This is a genomic window from Micromonospora sp. NPDC048839 (assembly GCF_040649915.1).
Taxonomy (GTDB): domain Bacteria; phylum Actinomycetota; class Actinomycetes; order Mycobacteriales; family Micromonosporaceae; genus Micromonospora.
Genome location: NZ_JBEZGL010000011.1, coordinates 14,692 through 30,547 on the forward strand (window position 1 = coordinate 14,692; position 15,856 = coordinate 30,547).

17 protein-coding genes are annotated in these 15,856 nt (G+C 72.6%); 7 read left to right on the forward strand and 10 right to left on the reverse strand.

Features of this window, described 5'->3' with window-relative positions; all coding sequences use genetic code 11:
• The first annotated feature begins 96 nt into the window (after nucleotides 1-96).
• Entirely contained in the window at nucleotides 97-540 is a 444-nt protein-coding gene (locus AB0C25_RS21205) for a hypothetical protein (protein WP_357375617.1), read from the forward strand.
• A gap of 52 nt (nucleotides 541-592) precedes the next feature.
• Here the strand turns inward: AB0C25_RS21205 and frr are convergent, their stop codons facing one another.
• The 5 genes from frr to AB0C25_RS21230 all read right to left on the reverse strand — a co-directional run bounded on the left by frr (nucleotide 593) and on the right by AB0C25_RS21230 (nucleotide 5,533).
• Nucleotides 593-1,150 (reverse strand): ribosome recycling factor, encoded by a 558-nt coding sequence (gene frr / locus AB0C25_RS21210; RefSeq protein ID WP_357375619.1) that lies wholly within the window; start codon nucleotides 1,148-1,150, stop codon nucleotides 593-595.
• A gap of 83 nt (nucleotides 1,151-1,233) precedes the next feature.
• A complete protein-coding gene (gene pyrH / locus AB0C25_RS21215; protein ID WP_030487501.1) occupies nucleotides 1,234-2,001 on the reverse strand; it encodes a UMP kinase in 768 nt (255 codons plus the stop codon).
• Nucleotides 2,002-2,162: 161 nt separating this feature from the next.
• Complete coding sequence (gene tsf, locus AB0C25_RS21220) at nucleotides 2,163-2,990, reverse strand: translation elongation factor Ts (RefSeq protein ID WP_357250343.1); 828 nt, start codon at nucleotides 2,988-2,990, stop codon at nucleotides 2,163-2,165.
• Nucleotides 2,991-3,120: 130 nt separating this feature from the next.
• Nucleotides 3,121-4,053 (reverse strand): 30S ribosomal protein S2, encoded by a 933-nt coding sequence (gene rpsB / locus AB0C25_RS21225; protein ID WP_357375621.1) that lies wholly within the window; start codon nucleotides 4,051-4,053, stop codon nucleotides 3,121-3,123.
• Between the two features lie 367 nt (nucleotides 4,054-4,420).
• A complete protein-coding gene (locus AB0C25_RS21230) occupies nucleotides 4,421-5,533 on the reverse strand; it encodes a hypothetical protein (RefSeq protein WP_357375623.1) in 1,113 nt (370 codons plus the stop codon).
• Between the two features lie 245 nt (nucleotides 5,534-5,778).
• Here AB0C25_RS21230 and AB0C25_RS21235 point away from each other — a divergent pair, with 245 nt between their 5' ends.
• The 3 genes from AB0C25_RS21235 to dprA are packed head-to-tail and all read left to right on the forward strand — an operon-like array spanning nucleotide 5,779 to nucleotide 8,886.
• Nucleotides 5,779-6,138 carry a YraN family protein gene (locus tag AB0C25_RS21235; RefSeq protein WP_357375625.1) on the forward strand — a complete coding sequence of 120 codons (360 nt, stop codon included), beginning with the start codon at nucleotides 5,779-5,781 and terminating at the stop codon, nucleotides 6,136-6,138.
• Between the two features lie 31 nt (nucleotides 6,139-6,169).
• Complete coding sequence (locus AB0C25_RS21240; protein WP_357375627.1) at nucleotides 6,170-7,690, forward strand: YifB family Mg chelatase-like AAA ATPase; 1,521 nt, start codon at nucleotides 6,170-6,172, stop codon at nucleotides 7,688-7,690.
• The gene (gene dprA, locus AB0C25_RS21245) at nucleotides 7,687-8,886 is read left to right on the forward strand and encodes a DNA-processing protein DprA (protein WP_357375629.1); all 1,200 of its coding nucleotides are present in this window, start codon (nucleotides 7,687-7,689) and stop codon (nucleotides 8,884-8,886) included. Before AB0C25_RS21240 ends, dprA begins: the two co-directional genes overlap by 4 nt.
• Here dprA and AB0C25_RS21250 read toward each other — a convergent pair.
• Complete coding sequence (locus tag AB0C25_RS21250; RefSeq protein WP_357375631.1) at nucleotides 8,861-9,445, reverse strand: hypothetical protein; 585 nt, start codon at nucleotides 9,443-9,445, stop codon at nucleotides 8,861-8,863. The genes dprA and AB0C25_RS21250 overlap by 26 nt on opposite strands.
• Nucleotides 9,446-9,669: 224 nt before the next feature.
• On the opposite strand from AB0C25_RS21250, the gene AB0C25_RS21255 reads away from it, so the two are divergent.
• Both AB0C25_RS21255 and AB0C25_RS21260 read left to right on the forward strand, forming a co-directional pair.
• Nucleotides 9,670-10,755 carry a tyrosine-type recombinase/integrase gene (locus AB0C25_RS21255; protein ID WP_357375633.1) on the forward strand — a complete coding sequence of 362 codons (1,086 nt, stop codon included), beginning with the start codon at nucleotides 9,670-9,672 and terminating at the stop codon, nucleotides 10,753-10,755.
• A 92-nt stretch (nucleotides 10,756-10,847) separates the two neighbouring features.
• Nucleotides 10,848-12,029 (forward strand): aminotransferase class V-fold PLP-dependent enzyme, encoded by a 1,182-nt coding sequence (locus AB0C25_RS21260; RefSeq protein WP_357375635.1) that lies wholly within the window; start codon nucleotides 10,848-10,850, stop codon nucleotides 12,027-12,029.
• Here AB0C25_RS21260 and AB0C25_RS21265 read toward each other — a convergent pair.
• Nucleotides 11,950-12,636, reverse strand: coding sequence for a M23 family metallopeptidase (locus AB0C25_RS21265; RefSeq protein WP_357375637.1), 687 nt, complete (start codon nucleotides 12,634-12,636; stop codon nucleotides 11,950-11,952). The genes AB0C25_RS21260 and AB0C25_RS21265 overlap by 80 nt on opposite strands.
• 327 nt (nucleotides 12,637-12,963) lie before the next feature.
• Here AB0C25_RS21265 and AB0C25_RS21270 point away from each other — a divergent pair, with 327 nt between their 5' ends.
• Nucleotides 12,964-14,091 (forward strand): sulfite oxidase, encoded by a 1,128-nt coding sequence (locus AB0C25_RS21270; protein ID WP_357375639.1) that lies wholly within the window; start codon nucleotides 12,964-12,966, stop codon nucleotides 14,089-14,091.
• Nucleotides 14,092-14,164: 73 nt separating this feature from the next.
• On the opposite strand, the gene AB0C25_RS21275 is transcribed toward AB0C25_RS21270, so the two are convergent.
• From AB0C25_RS21275 to AB0C25_RS21285, 3 genes are read right to left on the reverse strand one after another with little or no spacing between them, the layout of a single operon-like run.
• Complete coding sequence (locus AB0C25_RS21275) at nucleotides 14,165-14,488, reverse strand: DUF2469 domain-containing protein (RefSeq protein ID WP_007075222.1); 324 nt, start codon at nucleotides 14,486-14,488, stop codon at nucleotides 14,165-14,167.
• Entirely contained in the window at nucleotides 14,485-15,297 is an 813-nt protein-coding gene (locus AB0C25_RS21280; RefSeq protein ID WP_357250378.1) for a ribonuclease HII, read from the reverse strand. Before AB0C25_RS21280 ends, AB0C25_RS21275 begins: the two co-directional genes overlap by 4 nt.
• Nucleotides 15,291-15,830: an NUDIX domain-containing protein gene (locus AB0C25_RS21285; protein WP_357375641.1), complete on the reverse strand. Its 540-nt coding sequence runs from the start codon at nucleotides 15,828-15,830 to the stop codon at nucleotides 15,291-15,293. The genes AB0C25_RS21280 and AB0C25_RS21285 overlap by 7 nt, the downstream gene beginning before the upstream one ends.
• Nucleotides 15,831-15,856: the final 26 nt, after the last annotated feature.

Below are 15,856 nucleotides of genomic sequence, written 5' to 3' on the forward strand. Positions count from 1 at the left end.
CTGCACGATCAGGTACTGAGCCGGCCCCGCCGGACGTGGTCCGCTGGGGTCGCGCCGGTCTCCGCCGACGCGACCACGGGGAAAGGGCACACACACATGTACAAGATCAGTCTGGCGGTGCTGGCGGCTGCGGCAATCGTCCTCGGAGCAGGGGCACCAGCCGCCGCGACCACCGCGCCGACCAGGATCACCATCGATCGGCACGCCAGCGAACTGTTCCCGTTCGAACCGCCCGTCGGTGAGCCGGGAGTGACGTACCCGGCCACCGCCGTCACCGCGACCGCCCGGCACTGCCCGGCCGGCATCGTCCTCATGTCGGCCTCGCTGGTGCAGGACGGCCTGCCGACCCTCTGGGCCACCGGCGGCCACGGCGCCGGCGAGATCCTCTGCGACGGCGGCACGGTCGAGCTCGCGATGGCCTTCGCCCGGATCACTCCGGCACTGCACCCCGGTCGCGCCACCGCCCACTTCTCGCTGCGCGACGCGACCACCAACGAGGAGTTCGCCGAGGGCACCAGGACCGTCTGGATTCCCTGCTGAGATACGACACGAGGCCCGTTCCCGACGTCGGGAACGGGCCTCGAAGCATGGATCAGACCTCGAGCAGCTCGGTTTCCTTGTGCTTCACCAGGTCGTCGATGGTGGCCACGTAGCGCTGGGTCAGGTCGTCGAGTTCCTTCTCGGCGCGGCGACCGTCGTCCTCGCCGGCCTCGCCGTCCTTGACGATCCGGTCCAGCTCCTCCTTGCCACGGCGGCGGACGTTACGGATGGCCACCTTGGCCTCCTCGCCCTTGTGCCGGGCCACCTTGATCATGTCGCGGCGGCGCTCCTCGGTCATCTGCGGGAGCAGGATGCGCAGCTGGTTGCCCTCGTTGTTCGGGTTCACCCCGAGGTCCGAGTCGCGGATCGCCTTCTCCATCGCATTGATCTGCGAGTTGTCGTACGGCTTGATGATGGCCATCCGCGGCTCGGGCACCGCGATCGACGCCATCTGGGTCAGCGGCGTGGGCGTGCCGTAGTAGTCGATGATGACCTTGGAGAACATGGCGGCGTTGGCGCGACCGGTACGGATGGCGCCGAACTCCTCCTTGGCGTGCTCAACCGCACGATCCATCTTTTCCTCGGCCTCGAGGAGGGTGTCGTCGATCACCGGTCTCCTCGCCTCCTTCTGTGCTCGTGGTGGGCTCTGCTGAAAGTCGTCAGGACCGCCGCTGCCGTCGCCGTCGGCGGGGCTCAGGCGGTGATCAGGGTGCCGATCTTGTCGCCACCCACCGCGCGGATGATGGTGTCGTCACCCTGCGCGCCGAACACCAGCATCGGCAGGCCGTTCTCCATGCAGAGGCTGAACGCCGCCGCGTCGGCGACCCGCAGGTTGCGGCGCAGCGCCTCGGAGAAGGTGATCGAGTCGAGCTTGCTGGCGGTGGGATCGATCCGCGGGTCGGCGGTGTAGACGCCGTCCACGCCGTTCTTGCTCATCAGCACCACATCGGCCCGAATCTCCAGAGCCCGCTGGGCGGCCACCGTGTCGGTGGAGAAGTACGGCATGCCGGCGCCCGCACCGAAGATGACCACACGGCCCTTCTCCAGGTGCCGGATCGCCCGCAACGGGATGTACGGTTCGGCGACCTGGGCCATGGTGATGGCGCTCTGCACCCGGGTCTCGATGCCCTCCTTCTCCAGGAAGTCCTGGAGGGCGAGGCAGTTCATCACGGTGCCGAGCATGCCCATGTAGTCGGCGCGGGCCCGGTCCATCCCACGCTTCTGCAGCTCCGCACCCCGGAAGAAGTTGCCGCCGCCGACCACCACGGAGACCTGCACGCCGCGGCGGACCACGGTGGCGATCTGCCGGGCGATCGCCTGGACGACATCCGGGTCGACGCCGATCGCGCCGCCACCGAACACCTCACCGGAGAGCTTCAGCACCACTCGGCGGGCGCGCCCCGGCGGCGGCGCCGTCGGATCGTCCAGCTCCAGCGTCCGGTCACTCACAACCTGCGTCATCCGCCCCGCCCTTCCCCACGCGCACGCCCCGTGCGGCGCGTACCGCGAACCTGCCGCTGCCGACCCTATGTGACGAGGAGGCCGCGGTGCCTGTCACGTACACCGGCGGCCTCCTCGTTGACGTCTTCTGCCCACGGGCGCACGTGGCGCCCGGTGGCGGCTCAGGCCTGGCCGACCTCGAACCGCACGAAGCGGGTGACCTCGATGCCGGCCTCGGCCAGCAGCTGCTTCACCGACTTCTTGTTGTCGGCGACGGACGCCTGCTCGATCAGGACGTAGTCCTTGAAGAAGGAGTTCACCCGACCTTCGATGATCTTCGGCAGCGCCGCCTCGGGCTTGTTCTCCTCGCGGGCGGTCTGCTCGGCGATGCGCCGCTCGGACTCGACGACCTCGGCCGGAACCTCGTCCCGGGTGAGGTACTTCGGCCGCATCGCGGCGATCTGCATGGCCACACCACGGGCGTCGGCGTCGCCCGCCTCGTCGCTCTTGCCGGTGTACGACACCAGCACACCAACGGCCGGCGGCAGGTCCTGCGCCTTGCGGTGCAGGTAGACGGCGGTGGTGCCCTCGACCCGGGCGAACCGGTTGAGCACCAGCTTCTCGCCGATCTTGGCGGACTGCTCCTGGATCAGGTCCGCGACGACCTTGCCGTCGAGCTCGGTGGCGAGCAGCTCCTCGGCGGTGTTCACGCCGGCGCGCTCGCCGTGCTCGACGAGCTGCTGGGCCAGCGCGATGAACGACTCGGTCTTGGCGACGAAGTCGGTCTCGCAGTTGAGCTCGAGCAGCGCCTTGCCGGAGTGGGCGACCAGGCCGTTGGCGGCCGTACGGCCGGCGCGCTTGCCGACGTCCTTGGCGCCCTTGACGCGCAGGATCTCGACGGCCTTGTCGAAGTCGCCCTCGGCCTCGGTCAGCGCCTTCTTGCTGTCCATCATGCCGGCGCCGGTGAGGTCGCGGAGCTTCTTGACGTCCGCGGCGGTGATTTGGGACATGGCTCTCTCTTCGGTGTTGAGACGGCGTGTGGATGGTCAGAGGTGCCGGTTACCCGGATCCGGGCAGATCGTGCCCGGCGTACCGCCGCTGCCCGCCGTCTGCGAAAACGGACGGGCAGCGGCGATGCGATCACTCCGCGGTAGCGGCCGCCGGCTGCTCGGTGGCGGCAGCGGCCGGCTGCTCGGCCGGGGCGGCGGCGGGCTGCTCGGTCGCCGTGGCGGCGGGCTGCTCGGCGGCGGCAGCGGCCGGCTGCTCGGCCGGGGCGACCGACTCGTCGGCCTTCTTCGGCTCCAGCAGCTCGCGCTCCCACTCGGTCAGCGGCTCGTCGCTCGCGACACCCTCGGGCTTCTCGTCGTTGCCCCGGCGACGGCCGGAACGCGCGATCAGACCATCCGCGACGGCGGCGGCGACGACCTTGGTCAGCAGCTCGGCCGAGCGGATCGCGTCGTCGTTGCCCGGGATCGGGAAGTCGACCTCGTCCGGGTCACAGTTGGTGTCCAGCACCGCGATCACCGGGATGCCCAGCTTGCGGGCCTCGTCGACGGCGATGTGCTCCTTCTTGGTGTCGACGATCCAGACCGCGGCGGGAAGCTTCTGCATGTCCCGCAGACCACCGAGGGTGCGGGTCAGCTTGATCTTCTCGCGGGAGAGCTGCAGGGTCTCCTTCTTGGTGTAACCGGCGGCGGTGCCGCTGAGGTCACCCAGGCCCTCCAGCTCCTTCATCCGCTGAAGCCGCTTGTACACCGTCTGGAAGTTGGTCAGCATGCCACCGAGCCAGCGGTGGTTGACGTACGGCTGGCCGACCCGGGTCGCCTGCTCGGCGATCGCTTCCTGGGCCTGCTTCTTGGTGCCGACGAACAGGATGCTGCCACCCTCGGCGACGGTCCCACGCACGAACTCGTACGCCTTCTCGATGTACTCGAGGGTCTGGCGCAGGTCGATGATGTAGATGCCGTTGCGCTCGGTCATGATGAAGCGCTTCATCTTCGGGTTCCAGCGCCGGGTCTGGTGCCCGAAGTGGACACCGCTCTCCAGCAGCTGGCGCATGGTCACGACGGCCATGGTTGGGGTACTCCTCAAGATCCCTGGTTGTCACGCCCGGCCGGTGGCCGGGCGTCCTGGCGCCTGGTCGCCGACCCATGGTGGACCCGATCAAGATCGGGACCAGGGAGGCCGTCGCTCCACGACGATTTCGTGAAGAGGGCGCGCGAGGTCGACCGCACGAGGCGGTCGCCAGTTGGCAAGTGTACGCCCATGACCCGTCCAGCCGCCCCGGGGTGCGCGGGTGTGCCGCCCAGCCCGCTCGGCTCTGTCGCGCGAGTTGCCGGGAAGATCGCACTGGTTCACGGAAATAGTGGTCTCCGCGTCGCCGGTGGCCACTATTTCCTGGTTGTTGTCCGCACCGACAGCGCGCGAGGCCGGCGCCGGATCAGCCGGCCGCGAGTGCGGCGGCGAGGAAGAGCACCAGGCCGACGGTCAAATAGGCAGTGGGTGGGCGCAGCCAACCCCGACCACCGTCGGCGAGCGCCAGACCTCCGGTTCGCAGCCCGTAGAGCCCGGTCGCGAAGATCGGCAGCCCGGCAACCAGGGCGATACCCACCACCACGTTCCCGGCGTCCACCGGATCGCCGGTCACGCCCGCCAGCAGCACCCGCAGCGCGGGGATCTCGAAGATCAACACCAGCAGAGCGAAGAGTACGGCCAGCACCGGCCGTCGGGTCCGGTAGACGCCGTCGGCCACCGGGGCGTAGGTCGGCGGCTCCGCGGCGGGCAGGTCGGGCCGGGGGCCGATCCCCGGCATCGGGCCGGTCGGCATCTCCAGGGGGTGCGGCGTGTCGCCGGCCCGGGTCGGCTCGACGATCGGGTAACCACCGAGCGGAGCGGGACGAGCCTGCTCGGCGAACACACCGCCCGGCGGGACGGCCGCCGACGGATTGTCGCGGGCGGCCTCCGGCGCGGGACCGGTCAGCGCGGGACCGCTCAGCGGGGGGCCGGTCAGCGGGGGGCCGGTCAGCGGGGGCGTCGCGGCGGTGGCCTCCCGGGCGGCCCGACGACCGGGCAGCTCACCGGAGATCTCCGAGGGGTCCCGATCCGCCCGCCGCGAGCGGGTGGCCCGATAACCGTCCACCTCCGGACGTGCGGCGCCCAACGGGTCGACCGCACCGAAACGCCCCGAATCTGCCTCACTCGTCCCGAACCGACCGGCCTGATCGTCCAGGGCGCCGAAGCGACCCGAGTCCGACTCGGGCGCACCGAAGCGAGGTGCGTCCACCGCACTCAGCCGACCCGAGTCCGACTCCGGCGTACCGAGGCGGCTGGCGTCGACGGCGCCGAAGCGTCCCGAGTCCGGCTCGCGGCGGCGGCCGACGCCGGTGTCCTCGACGGAGCGACCGTCTTCCGCGCCACGCTGCTCGGGGATCTCGCCGTCCCGGTATCGCGATTCGCCCGCGCCACGCCACTCCGACTCGCCGTAACCGCGACCCCGCTCGTCGGGGTACCAGCGCGACTCCTGATCTTCCGGAAAACTCCGTCGTCCGTCCACGTCAGGCACCGTATGCGACCGGCCACGCCCGCGCCATCTCAGCCCGGTCGGCCACCCGCCACCGGTTCCCCGGAGCGCCGGGCAGGAGTCGCGTCGAGGTGGCGCGGACGCGGGCCGGCATCGTGATCAGCGCCGCTAGCACACCGTGGGCATGATCGTCCGACTGTCCACAGCGACCCCGTTGTCCACAGGTGGGCCACTGTCGGAGTAGCCCCGGTGGTACCCGGGCGGGCACGGTTCCGACCATGACGAAGCGGAACCAGGCGGTCGGCGCGTATGGCGAGCGGTGCGCCGCCCGGCACCTGACCGAGGCGGGTCTGCGCCCCATCGCCCGAAACTGGCGCTGCCCGGCCGGGGAGATCGACATCATCGCGTGGGACGGGCCGGTGCTCGCCTTCTGCGAGGTGAAGACCCGCCGGAGCGACGACTTCGGCACCCCGGCCGAGGCGGTCGTGCCGGCCAAGGCCCGTCGCCTGCGGGGGCTCGCCGCGCGCTGGCTGTCCGAGACCGGCACGACCGCCGACGAGGTGCGTTTCGACGTGCTGTCGGTGCGGCTGCCCGACGCCGGTCCAGCACAGGTGGACCACCTCAAGGGCGCGTTCTGAGATGCGCGACCCGAAGGATCGGTGACGCGCCGTGAGCTACGCGAAGGTGCTCTGCGTCGGGCTGGTCGGGGTCACCGGCCACCTGGTCGAGGTGGAGGCCGACCTGGCCGCCGGCCTGCCCGCCGTGGTGATCTCCGGCCTGCCGGACACCGCCCTGCACGAGGCCCGCGACCGCGTCCGCGCGGCAGTGGTCAACTCCGGCCAGCGCTGGCCCAACCGGCGGATCACCCTCAACCTGCTGCCCGCGACGCTTCCGAAATCCGGCTCGGCCTTCGATCTGGCCATCGCCGCGGCTCTCCTGGGCGGCTCGGGTGAGCTGCCGCTGCTCCCACTGGAGGGGGTGGTGATCCTCGGCGAGCTGGGGTTGGACGGCACGGTACGGCCGGTGCGCGGCGTACTCCCGATGGTCGCCGCCGCGGCCCAGGCCGGCATCGCACGGGTGATCGTCCCGGTCGGCAACGCCGCCGAGGCCGCGGTCATCCCCGGAGTACGGGTGCGAGCGGTGGACTCCCTGCACCGGCTGGTCGCCTTCGTTCGGGACGGCGCCCCGCTGATCGAGCCGCCGGAGGCCACCTCGACGCCGGCCGTCGACGGGCCGGATCTCGTCGACGTCGCCGGGCAGCAGTTCGGCCGCCGCGCACTGGAGGTCGCCGCGGCCGGCGGGCATCACGTGGCGCTGCTCGGGCCGCCAGGCGCCGGCAAGACGATGCTCGCCGAGCGGCTGCCGTCGATCCTGCCCGAGTTGGACGACGAGGCGGCACTGGAGGTCACCGCCCTGCATTCGGTCGCCGGGCTGCTACCGCCGGGCGGTCAATTGCTGCGTCGCCCACCATTCCAGGCGCCGCACCACACCGCGAGCGTGCCGTCGCTCGTCGGTGGCGGCTCGGGGCTGGCCCGACCCGGCGCGGTGTCGCTGGCGCATCGCGGCGTGCTGTTCCTCGACGAGGCCCCCGAGTTCAGCAAGGGTGCGCTGGAGGCGCTGCGCCAACCGCTCGAAGACGGCCGCATCCGGCTCACCCGCAGCGGGGGCGGCACGGTCTATCCGGCCCGAACCCAGTTGGTGCTGGCCGCCAACCCTTGCCCGTGTGCCCAACCAGCAGGCGACGCCCGCTGTGAGTGCAGCCCGCTGGTCCGCCGCCGCTACCTGGGCCGGCTCTCCGGGCCACTGCTCGACCGGATCGACGTACAGGTGCAGTTGATGCCGGTGCGGGCGGCGGAGTTGCTGGCATCCGACGGCGGCATCGAGTCCTCGGCGACGGTCGCCGCCCGGGTCGCGGCGGCCCGGCAGGCGGCGGCCACCCGCTGGGCCGGCCTCGGCCGGCGGCTCAACGCCGAGGTGGAAGGCCCACACCTGCGCCGACCGCCGTGGCGGCTGCCCGCCGGGGTCACCGCCGAGTTGCGGGGCCGCCTCGACTCCGGCTCGCTGTCCGCCCGCGGCTTCGACCGGGTGATCCGGATGGCGTGGACCATCGCTGACCTGGACGGCCGGGACCGACCAGACCTGAACGACGTTCGGGAGGCACTGCAACTACGGACGGGAGAGACGACGTGAGCGCCGATGACGACAGCAGGCTGGCCCGGATCGCACTGACCTGGCTGGCCGAGCCGGGCACCCGCGTGGTCCACCAACTTGTCGAACGGCTCGGCCCGGTGGCGACTCTGGCCCTGCTGCTCGACGGCGGCAGCCCGGACGGCCGGCTGCGTACCGCGGTGGCCGCCCGGTCGGTGGCCGGCGACGCCCGGGCGGTGGCGGCCGAGGCGCTGGACCGGGCGGACCGGCTCGGCGCCCGGCTGGTCACACCCGACGACGAGGAGTGGCCGGCACGGGTGGCCAGCCTGTCCACGCTGCGCCTGCCGGACGTCAGCCGCCGGGTGGACGGCGAGACGGCCCCACCGCTCTGCTTCTGGGTACGCGGGGCCTGGCCGCTGGGTGAGGCGCTGGATCGTTCGGTGGCCGTGGTCGGGGCGCGGGCGGCCACCGGCTACGGCCAGCACGTCGCGACCGAACTGGGATACGGGCTGGCCGAGCGGGACTGGACGGTCGTCTCCGGTGGCGCGTTCGGCATCGACGCCGCCGCGCACCGGGGTGCCCTCAACTCGGGCGGCCTGACCGTCGCGGTGCTCGCCTGTGGGGTGGACCGGCCATATCCGATGGGCAACACCGCGCTCTTCGACCGGATCGCCGACACCGGGCTGCTGGTCAGCGAGTGGCCACCGGGCGCGGAGCCGCTACGTCCCCGGTTTCTGATCCGCAACCGGGTCATCGCCGGGGCCACTCTCGGCACCGTCGTGGTGGAGGCGTCGGCGCGCAGCGGTGCGACGCAGACCGCCCGGCGGGCCATCTACACCAATCGGGTCGCCATGGTGGTGCCTGGCCCGGTGACCTCGGCGATGTCCGTCGGCGCGCACGAGTTGCTGCGCGAGTACCCGGACAAGGCTCGGCTGGTCACCGGGGTGGCGCACGTGCTCGAGGAAGTGGGACGGATCGGCGCCGATCTGGCCCCGCTGGCGCGCGGACCGCAGCGGCCCACCGACGCGCTCGACGACGATGCACGGTCACTGCTGGAGGCGCTGCCCCGCCGCGGCGCGATGGGCGTGGACCGGCTCGCCGCCCGCGCCGGTGTCGACGTACGGACCGCGTTGCGCAAACTGTCCCTGCTCGAGGAGCTGTCCATGGTGGTCCGTCGAGACGACGGCTACGCCCTTGCCCCCCGACCCACCGTCAAGACGGAAGAGGCTCGGACCTGAGATGGACGAGCACGTCGCGCTCCCAGGCCGCCAGGTCTGCGGCGAAGGCTCTGTTACCGGCGTCGGTTTCGTCGAGGTACGGCTTGAGCGCGCGGGCCGCGGTGACCAACCCGGCAGCCCGGAACAGCCCGCGCATGTCTTCGGGGGCCAACGAACGCCACCGCGGCGCGACCCGAGCTGCCTCCGCCGTCCGCACCGGCAGCACGGCGTTGAACGCGGTGATCGCGTGCCGGGGGTCCAGCAGCGCGACCTCTCGGGTCGGGCGGGTGTGGGTGAGAGCGGTTGCCGTCAGGAGCAGCCGTCGGACGACCGCTTCCCGGGCGTCGATGCCATCGGCACGTTGTGTCCCATCGAGCAGCACGTCAAAGGCGGTGGAGTGAGCCGGCCACTCGGCCGGCGCGACCTCGGCGCCCTCCTGGGTGAGTCGCATGGTGAACAGTTGCAGCACGCCCAGCCATTCGTTGCCCGTCCATCGGACGTCGTGGGGCTCGGATGACCGGAGCCAGGTGACGAGGCTCGACCGGTCGAGCCGCGTCACCTGCGCCCAGTCAGCAGTCACCGGAACAGCCACCGAGCTTCCCGCCAGCGCCGACGCCTCCCGACAGGGTCGACGCCGCGTTTCCTGGGATCAGCAGTCGGCCAGTGCTGGCCGTCGTATTCATCGATCTCCACCCCCGCCCAGGTGACCCTATCTCTCGTCGCTCGGCCGTAGGCTGGTGCCGTGCCAGCTGCCAGTGAAGGTGCCTGGGCCGGGAGACCGGTCCGCGAACCGGCGCGGCCACGATGAGTAGACCCGACCGAGGCACCCAGGCCATGCACCAGGCGCTGCCGCCCGAGCTGCGCGACGCCGTCGACGACTTCGCCGCGCACCTGTCCGGGGTGCGTAACCGGTCGGCGCACACCGTCCGCGCGTACGTCACCGATCTCGTCTCGTTGCTCGACCACGCCGTACGGATGGGTTGCGTCGACCTCGCCGACCTGGACCTGTCGGTGCTGCGCAGCTGGTTGGCGCGGCAACGCACCACCGGGGCGGCCCGTACGTCGCTGGCCCGGCGAGCAGCGTCGGCGCGGGCCTTCAGCGCCTGGGCGCACCGGGCCGGGCTGCTCCCCGCCGACGTGGGGGCTGCGCTGGCCAGCCCTCGGGCGCACCGGGAGCTGCCCACCGTCCTGCGCGCCGACCAGGCCGCCACCCTGGTCGAGGCACCGGCCCGGCCGGCCCCGCGCACGCCCGCGCCACGATCGGTCGGGGCACCGGCCGAGCAGGCCCCGCTCGCGGCCGCGCCACGGTCGGTCGAGGCACCAGCCCGGCAGGCCCCGCTCGCAACCGCGCTGCCATCGAAAGCAGCGGAGGACACCGCGACGGAGGCGGTGCCGTTGCGGGACCGGGTGCTGCTGGAGCTGCTCTACGCGACCGGAGTACGGGTCAGCGAGGCGTGCGGATTGGACGTCGGCGACGTCGACCACAGCCGGCGGGTGATCCGGGTTCTCGGCAAGGGCGGACGGGAGCGCGCGGTGCCGTACGGGGTGCCCGCGCAGCGAGCGTTGGACGACTGGCTGCGCCGGGGCCGCCCGGCGTTGGTGGGCAGTCGCTCCGGGGACGCGTTGCTGTTGGGTGCCAAGGGCGGTCGGCTCAACCCGACGACGGCGCGTCAGATCGTCGGCGCGTACGCCGAGGCCGTTGGCCTGCCCCGGACGAGCCCGCACGGTCTGCGCCACTCGGCGGCCACCCACCTGTTGGAGGGTGGTGCGGATCTGCGGGCCGTCCAGGAGTTGCTGGGCCACTCGTCGCTGGCGAGCACGCAGATCTACACGCACGTGTCGGTGGAGCGGTTGCGTGCCGCCTACCGTCAGGCCCACCCGCGCGCCTGACGTCGAGCGGCAACGCGCCGTGCACCGGCAGGCCCACCCGCTCGCCCGATCAAGCACCGGAGGCGAACGAGTCCGACGGTTACGATCATCAGGTGAGCGTCCCGCAGCCCCCTGAGCCGATCCCGGGCGCCCGTCTGCTGTTCTCCCTGGACCCGGCGGTCAGCCATCTCAACCACGGCTCGTTCGGCGCGGTCCCGATCGCCGTGCAGCGAGCCCAGCAGCGGGTGCGCGACGAGATGGAGGCCAACCCGCTGCGCTTCTTCACCCAGGGCCTGGTCGACCGGATCGCACACACCCGCCGGCACCTCGCCGGGTTCCTCGGCGCCGACCCCGACGGCAGCGCCCTGGTGGGCAACACCACCACCGGTGTCGCCGTGGTCCTCCAGTCGCTGGGCCTGCAACCCGGCGACGAGGTGCTCAGCACCGACCACGGGTACGGGGCGGTGAGCCTGGCCATCCAGCGCGAGTGTCGCCGCACGGGGGCGGTCAGCCGCGTCCTGCCCATCCCACTGGACGCCACCGACGAACAGATCGTGCAGATCATCCGCGCCGGCCTGCGCCCCGGACGGACCCGGCTGCTCGTCGTCGACCAGCTCACCTCGGCCACCGCGAAGCTCTTCCCGACCGCCGCCATCGTCGGGGCGGCCCACGAGCAGGGCGTGCCGGTCCTGGTGGACGCCGCACACGCCCCCGGAATGCTGGCCACCCCGGTGAGCGGCATCGGTGCCGACTTCTGGGCCGGCAACCTGCACAAATGGGCGTACGCCCCGCGCGGGACCGCCCTGCTGACGGTGGCACCGCGGTGGCGGGACCGGATCGAACCGCTTGTGGTCTCCTGGGAGCAGGAGTCGGGTTTCCCGGCCCGGATCGAGTGGCAGGCGACCCTCGACTACACGTCCTGGCTGGCCGCCCCGGCGGGGCTGTTCACGTTGCGCAGTCTCGGCGTGGACCGGGTGCGGGCACACAACGCCGCGCTCGCCGCGTACGGCCAGCGGGTGGTGGGGGACGCGCTCGGGGTGGCCCCCGCCGACCTGCCCGACCCCGGCGGGCCGGGGGTGTCTCTGCGCCTCATCCCGCTGCCGCCCGGCACGGGCACCACGATCGACGCGGCGCGGGCGTTGCAGGCGCGGATCGGCGAGCGGCTCGCCGCCGAGGTCGCGGTGATGAGCTGGAACGGCCGGGGGTGGCTGCGGCTCACCGGTCAGGTCTACAACACCGCCGACGAGTACGAGCGGCTGGCCGTGCGCCTGCCGGCGCTGCTCGCCCAGCGCTGACCGGGCCGGGGCCGGCTCCACCTACCGGGAGCAGGCGCACCGGGCCGAGGCCGAGCAGGGCCAACGGGTCCAGGTAGTCCGTGCCCCGGCGCAGACCCCAGTGCAGGCACGCATCGGCGGGGCAACCCGGATGCCCGGCCAGCAGCTCACCCACTGGCGTGCCGGCGACGACCTGTTGACCGGGGCGTACCGCCGGTTGGACCGGCTCGTGGGTGGTCCGCAGCCCGTCGGCGTGCCCCACGGTGACCACCGGTCGGCCGGCCACCAGACCGGCGAAGAGCACGGTGCCGGACCCGGCGCTGCGGATCACCGCGCCGGCCGGGGCTGCCAGGTCGACTCCCCGGTGGCCGGGCAGCCAGGGCTGGGGCGGCGGGTCGAACCGCCGCACCGGACGGGGTGGCCCGTCGACCGGCCAGCGGAACCGCCCGACGGGAGCCGGGGCGGACGCCCTGACGGACGCCAGGGCCGCGACCGGCACGGCCGGCGCCGGTGCTCGGCGGGGCGCCGCCGTGACGAGCACGACCAGCCCGCAGAGCTGGACGATCAGCGCCAGGGCGGGCGCGGCGTGGAGCGGCAGGGCGCGGTGGGGGGCGGATGGCTGTCGCATGCTGGCAGCCTCCGGCCGAGGCGAGGCAGTCCGCCAGCCCGACCGGTGCGGCTGTGGACAACCGGGGATGCTGTGGACGAGCACCCAACGCCCTCGATGATCTGCTATGCCCGACACCTACCGGACCAGTTCACCACCACTTCTCGTTGGAGCCGGTCTCGTAGTCGTACTCCTCGACGTGCTCCCACTCCTCCCCGGTCGCCTTCTGGTAGGCGTTGGAGGGGACACACCGCCGTACCCCTCGGTGCCGTTTCCGGGCCGCCAGGCAGGGGCCTAGGCTGGGCCGCGTACGGCGGATGACGCCGTGTGGACCGGGGAGGCCCAGGCATGACCACTGTCGATGACCGGACGCCGACGGTGGCCGACGTGAGCGGCCCGTCCCGGCTCGCGGGGCCGGACGAGGCGATCAGCGCCGAGGAGTTGCAGCTCGCCGCCCGCAACCACGGCATCCCGTTGGAGGCGCTGCGTTACGACGTCACCCCGGCCGGGCTGCACTACCTGCTCATCCACTACGACATCCCGGAGCTGGACGCGGCGACGCACACGCTGACCATCGGCGGGGCGGTGGACCGGCCGCTGACGGTCACGCTCGCCGAGTTACGCGAGCGACCGCGGGTCACCCACCAGGTGACGCTGGAGTGCGCCGGAAACGGCCGAGCCCTGCTGCACCCTCGGCCGGTCAGCCAGCCGTGGCTGGTCGAGGCGGTCGGCAACGCCGAGTGGACCGGCACCCCCCTCGCTCCGCTGCTGCGGGAGGCGGGCCTCGACCCGGCCGCGGTGGACGTGGTCTTCACCGGCGCCGACCACGGCGTCGAGCGCGGGATCGAGCAGGACTACCAGCGGGCGCTTCCGGTCGCCGACTCGCTGCGTGCGGAGGTGCTGCTGGCGTACGAGATGAACGGCGCTCCCCTGCTGCCGCAGCACGGTGCGCCGCTGCGGCTGATCGTGCCGGGCTGGTACGGCATGGCGCACGTGAAGTGGGTCCACTCCGTCGACGTGCGGACCGAGCCGTTCGAGGGTTATCAGAACGCGGTCGCCTACCGGGTGCGCACCGACGCCGACGACCCGGGCGTGCCGGTGACCCGGATCGAGCCACGTGCGCTGGTCCGGCCGCCCGGCTTTCCCGACTTCATGTCCCGTCGCCGGGTCGTGCGGGCCGGCGCGTGCACGGTGGACGGTCGGGCCTGGTCGGGGCACGCGCCGGTGGTCGCCGTGGAGGTCACCACCGACGGTGGGCAGAGCTGGGCTCCGGCCGAGCTGGACCCGGCCGGCGGGGGCGACTTCGCCTGGCGGCGCTGGCGGTACGAGTGGACCGCCAGCCCGGGGCGGTATGTGCTCGGCGCGCGGGCGACCGACGCGTCCGGGCGGACCCAGCCGGTCGAGCAGCCGTGGAACCGTGGCGGCTTCGCCAACAATCTGGTGCAGCGGGTCGAGGTCGTGGTGCCGGCCGAGTGACCGGCAGGTGCCACGCCACGGGTGGGGGACCCGCGGTGCGGCCGAGCGGTAGGGCTGAGCGGCGTGGCCGCGGTCAGCCGCCGAAGCCGGAGTCGGCGGGCAACGAGATGTCGGGCTTCTCCAGCTCTTCGACGTTGACGTCCTTGAAGGTCATCACCCGGACGTTCTTCACGAAACGGGCCGGACGGTACATGTCCCACACCCAGGCGTCGTGCATCTCGACCTCGAAGTAGACCTCGCCGTCGGAGTTGCGCACGTGCAGGTCGACCTGGTTGGCCAGGTAGAACCGACGCTCCGTCTCCACCACGTACGAGAACTGGCGGACAATGTCGCGGTACTCCCGGTAGAGCTGCAGCTCCATCTCGGTCTCGTACTTCTCGAGATCTTCCGCGCTCATCGCACTCCGCCTTCCATGGCCACATCTTCCCCCACCGGCGTCGGAGGCCGAGGCTGCTCGCCCAACGCCACGCCGACGGTACCCCCTGACGCCCCGGAGCGCTCCATCGGCTCGTCCCGGCCGGGACCGCCGGGACGTCTGGCACGCGGCGGCCGTCCGTCCCGACCGGAGACCGTAGCGACATTGACGTACGAGAACCGGTGCTCCCGGCACGGTCCGTGCTCGCGCAGCGCCGCCGAGTGCTCCGGGGTGATGTAACCCTTGTGCTCGGCGAAGCCGTACGCCGGGAACACCCCGTCCAACTCCACCATCAACCGGTCCCGGGTGACCTTGGCGAGGACGCTCGCCGCCGCGACGCACGCCGCCACCCGGTCACCCTTCCACACCGCGAGCCCCGGCACGCCCAGGCCGTCCACGCCGAAGCCGTCGGTCAGCACGTACTCCGGGCGGGTGGTGAGCGAGGCGAGCGCCCGGCGCATCGCGGCCAGGTTGCACACGTGCAACCCCCGGGCGTCGACCTCCTCGGCGGGGATGACGACCACGGCGTACGCGAGCGCGCGGTCCACCACCTCGGCGTACACCCGTTCCCGGCTGGCCGGGGTGAGCAGCTTCGAGTCGGCCAGCCCCTCGATCTCGCCGCGCCGACCTTCGGGCAACACCGCGGCGGCGGCGACGAGCGGACCGGCACACGCGCCTCGGCCCGCCTCGTCGGCTCCGGCGACGTGACGGAAGCCGCGCCGTTGCAGCGCCCGTTCCAGGGCGTACAGGCCGGCCTCACGGCGCACCACCGTGCGCGGCGGGGTCAGCACGGCGCCCCGCCCTGGCCGGCGGTGGTCGACAGCCCCAGCCGGGTCAGCAGGGCGGGCAGCTCCGGTGGGTAGAACCGGTCGCCGCTGGCCACCAACTCGGTGGGAAGCCACCAGCGGTGGTCGGCGATGCTGCGCCGCTCGATGTCGTTGAAGCCCGTGGTGTCCACCCGCCAGGTTTCCACCCGGACGAGGAAGAAATCCTGCTCCTGGCGGTACCAGACGCCGTCGAAGGAGAACTCGGTCGCGTCGGACCAGACCAGCTCGCCCAACTCGACCGGGTCGAGCCGCAGGCCGGTCTCCTCGGCCAACTCCCGGGCGGCGCCCACTGCCGGCGCCTCGCCCGGGTCGAGCCCACCGCCGGGGGTGAACCAGTAGCGGTGCCCTGGTCGGGCCGGGTCGAAGCCCTCGAAGAGCAGCACCCGGCCGGCCGCGTCGACGAGCAGCACGCGCGCCGCGCGTCGAGGGGTGTAGACACGGTCGGCACTGTTGGCGCCTGCGGGGCTCGCAAGCTCACTCCTCGCGCTCACGGTCACCGCACCAGCCTGCCAGACCGACGGCG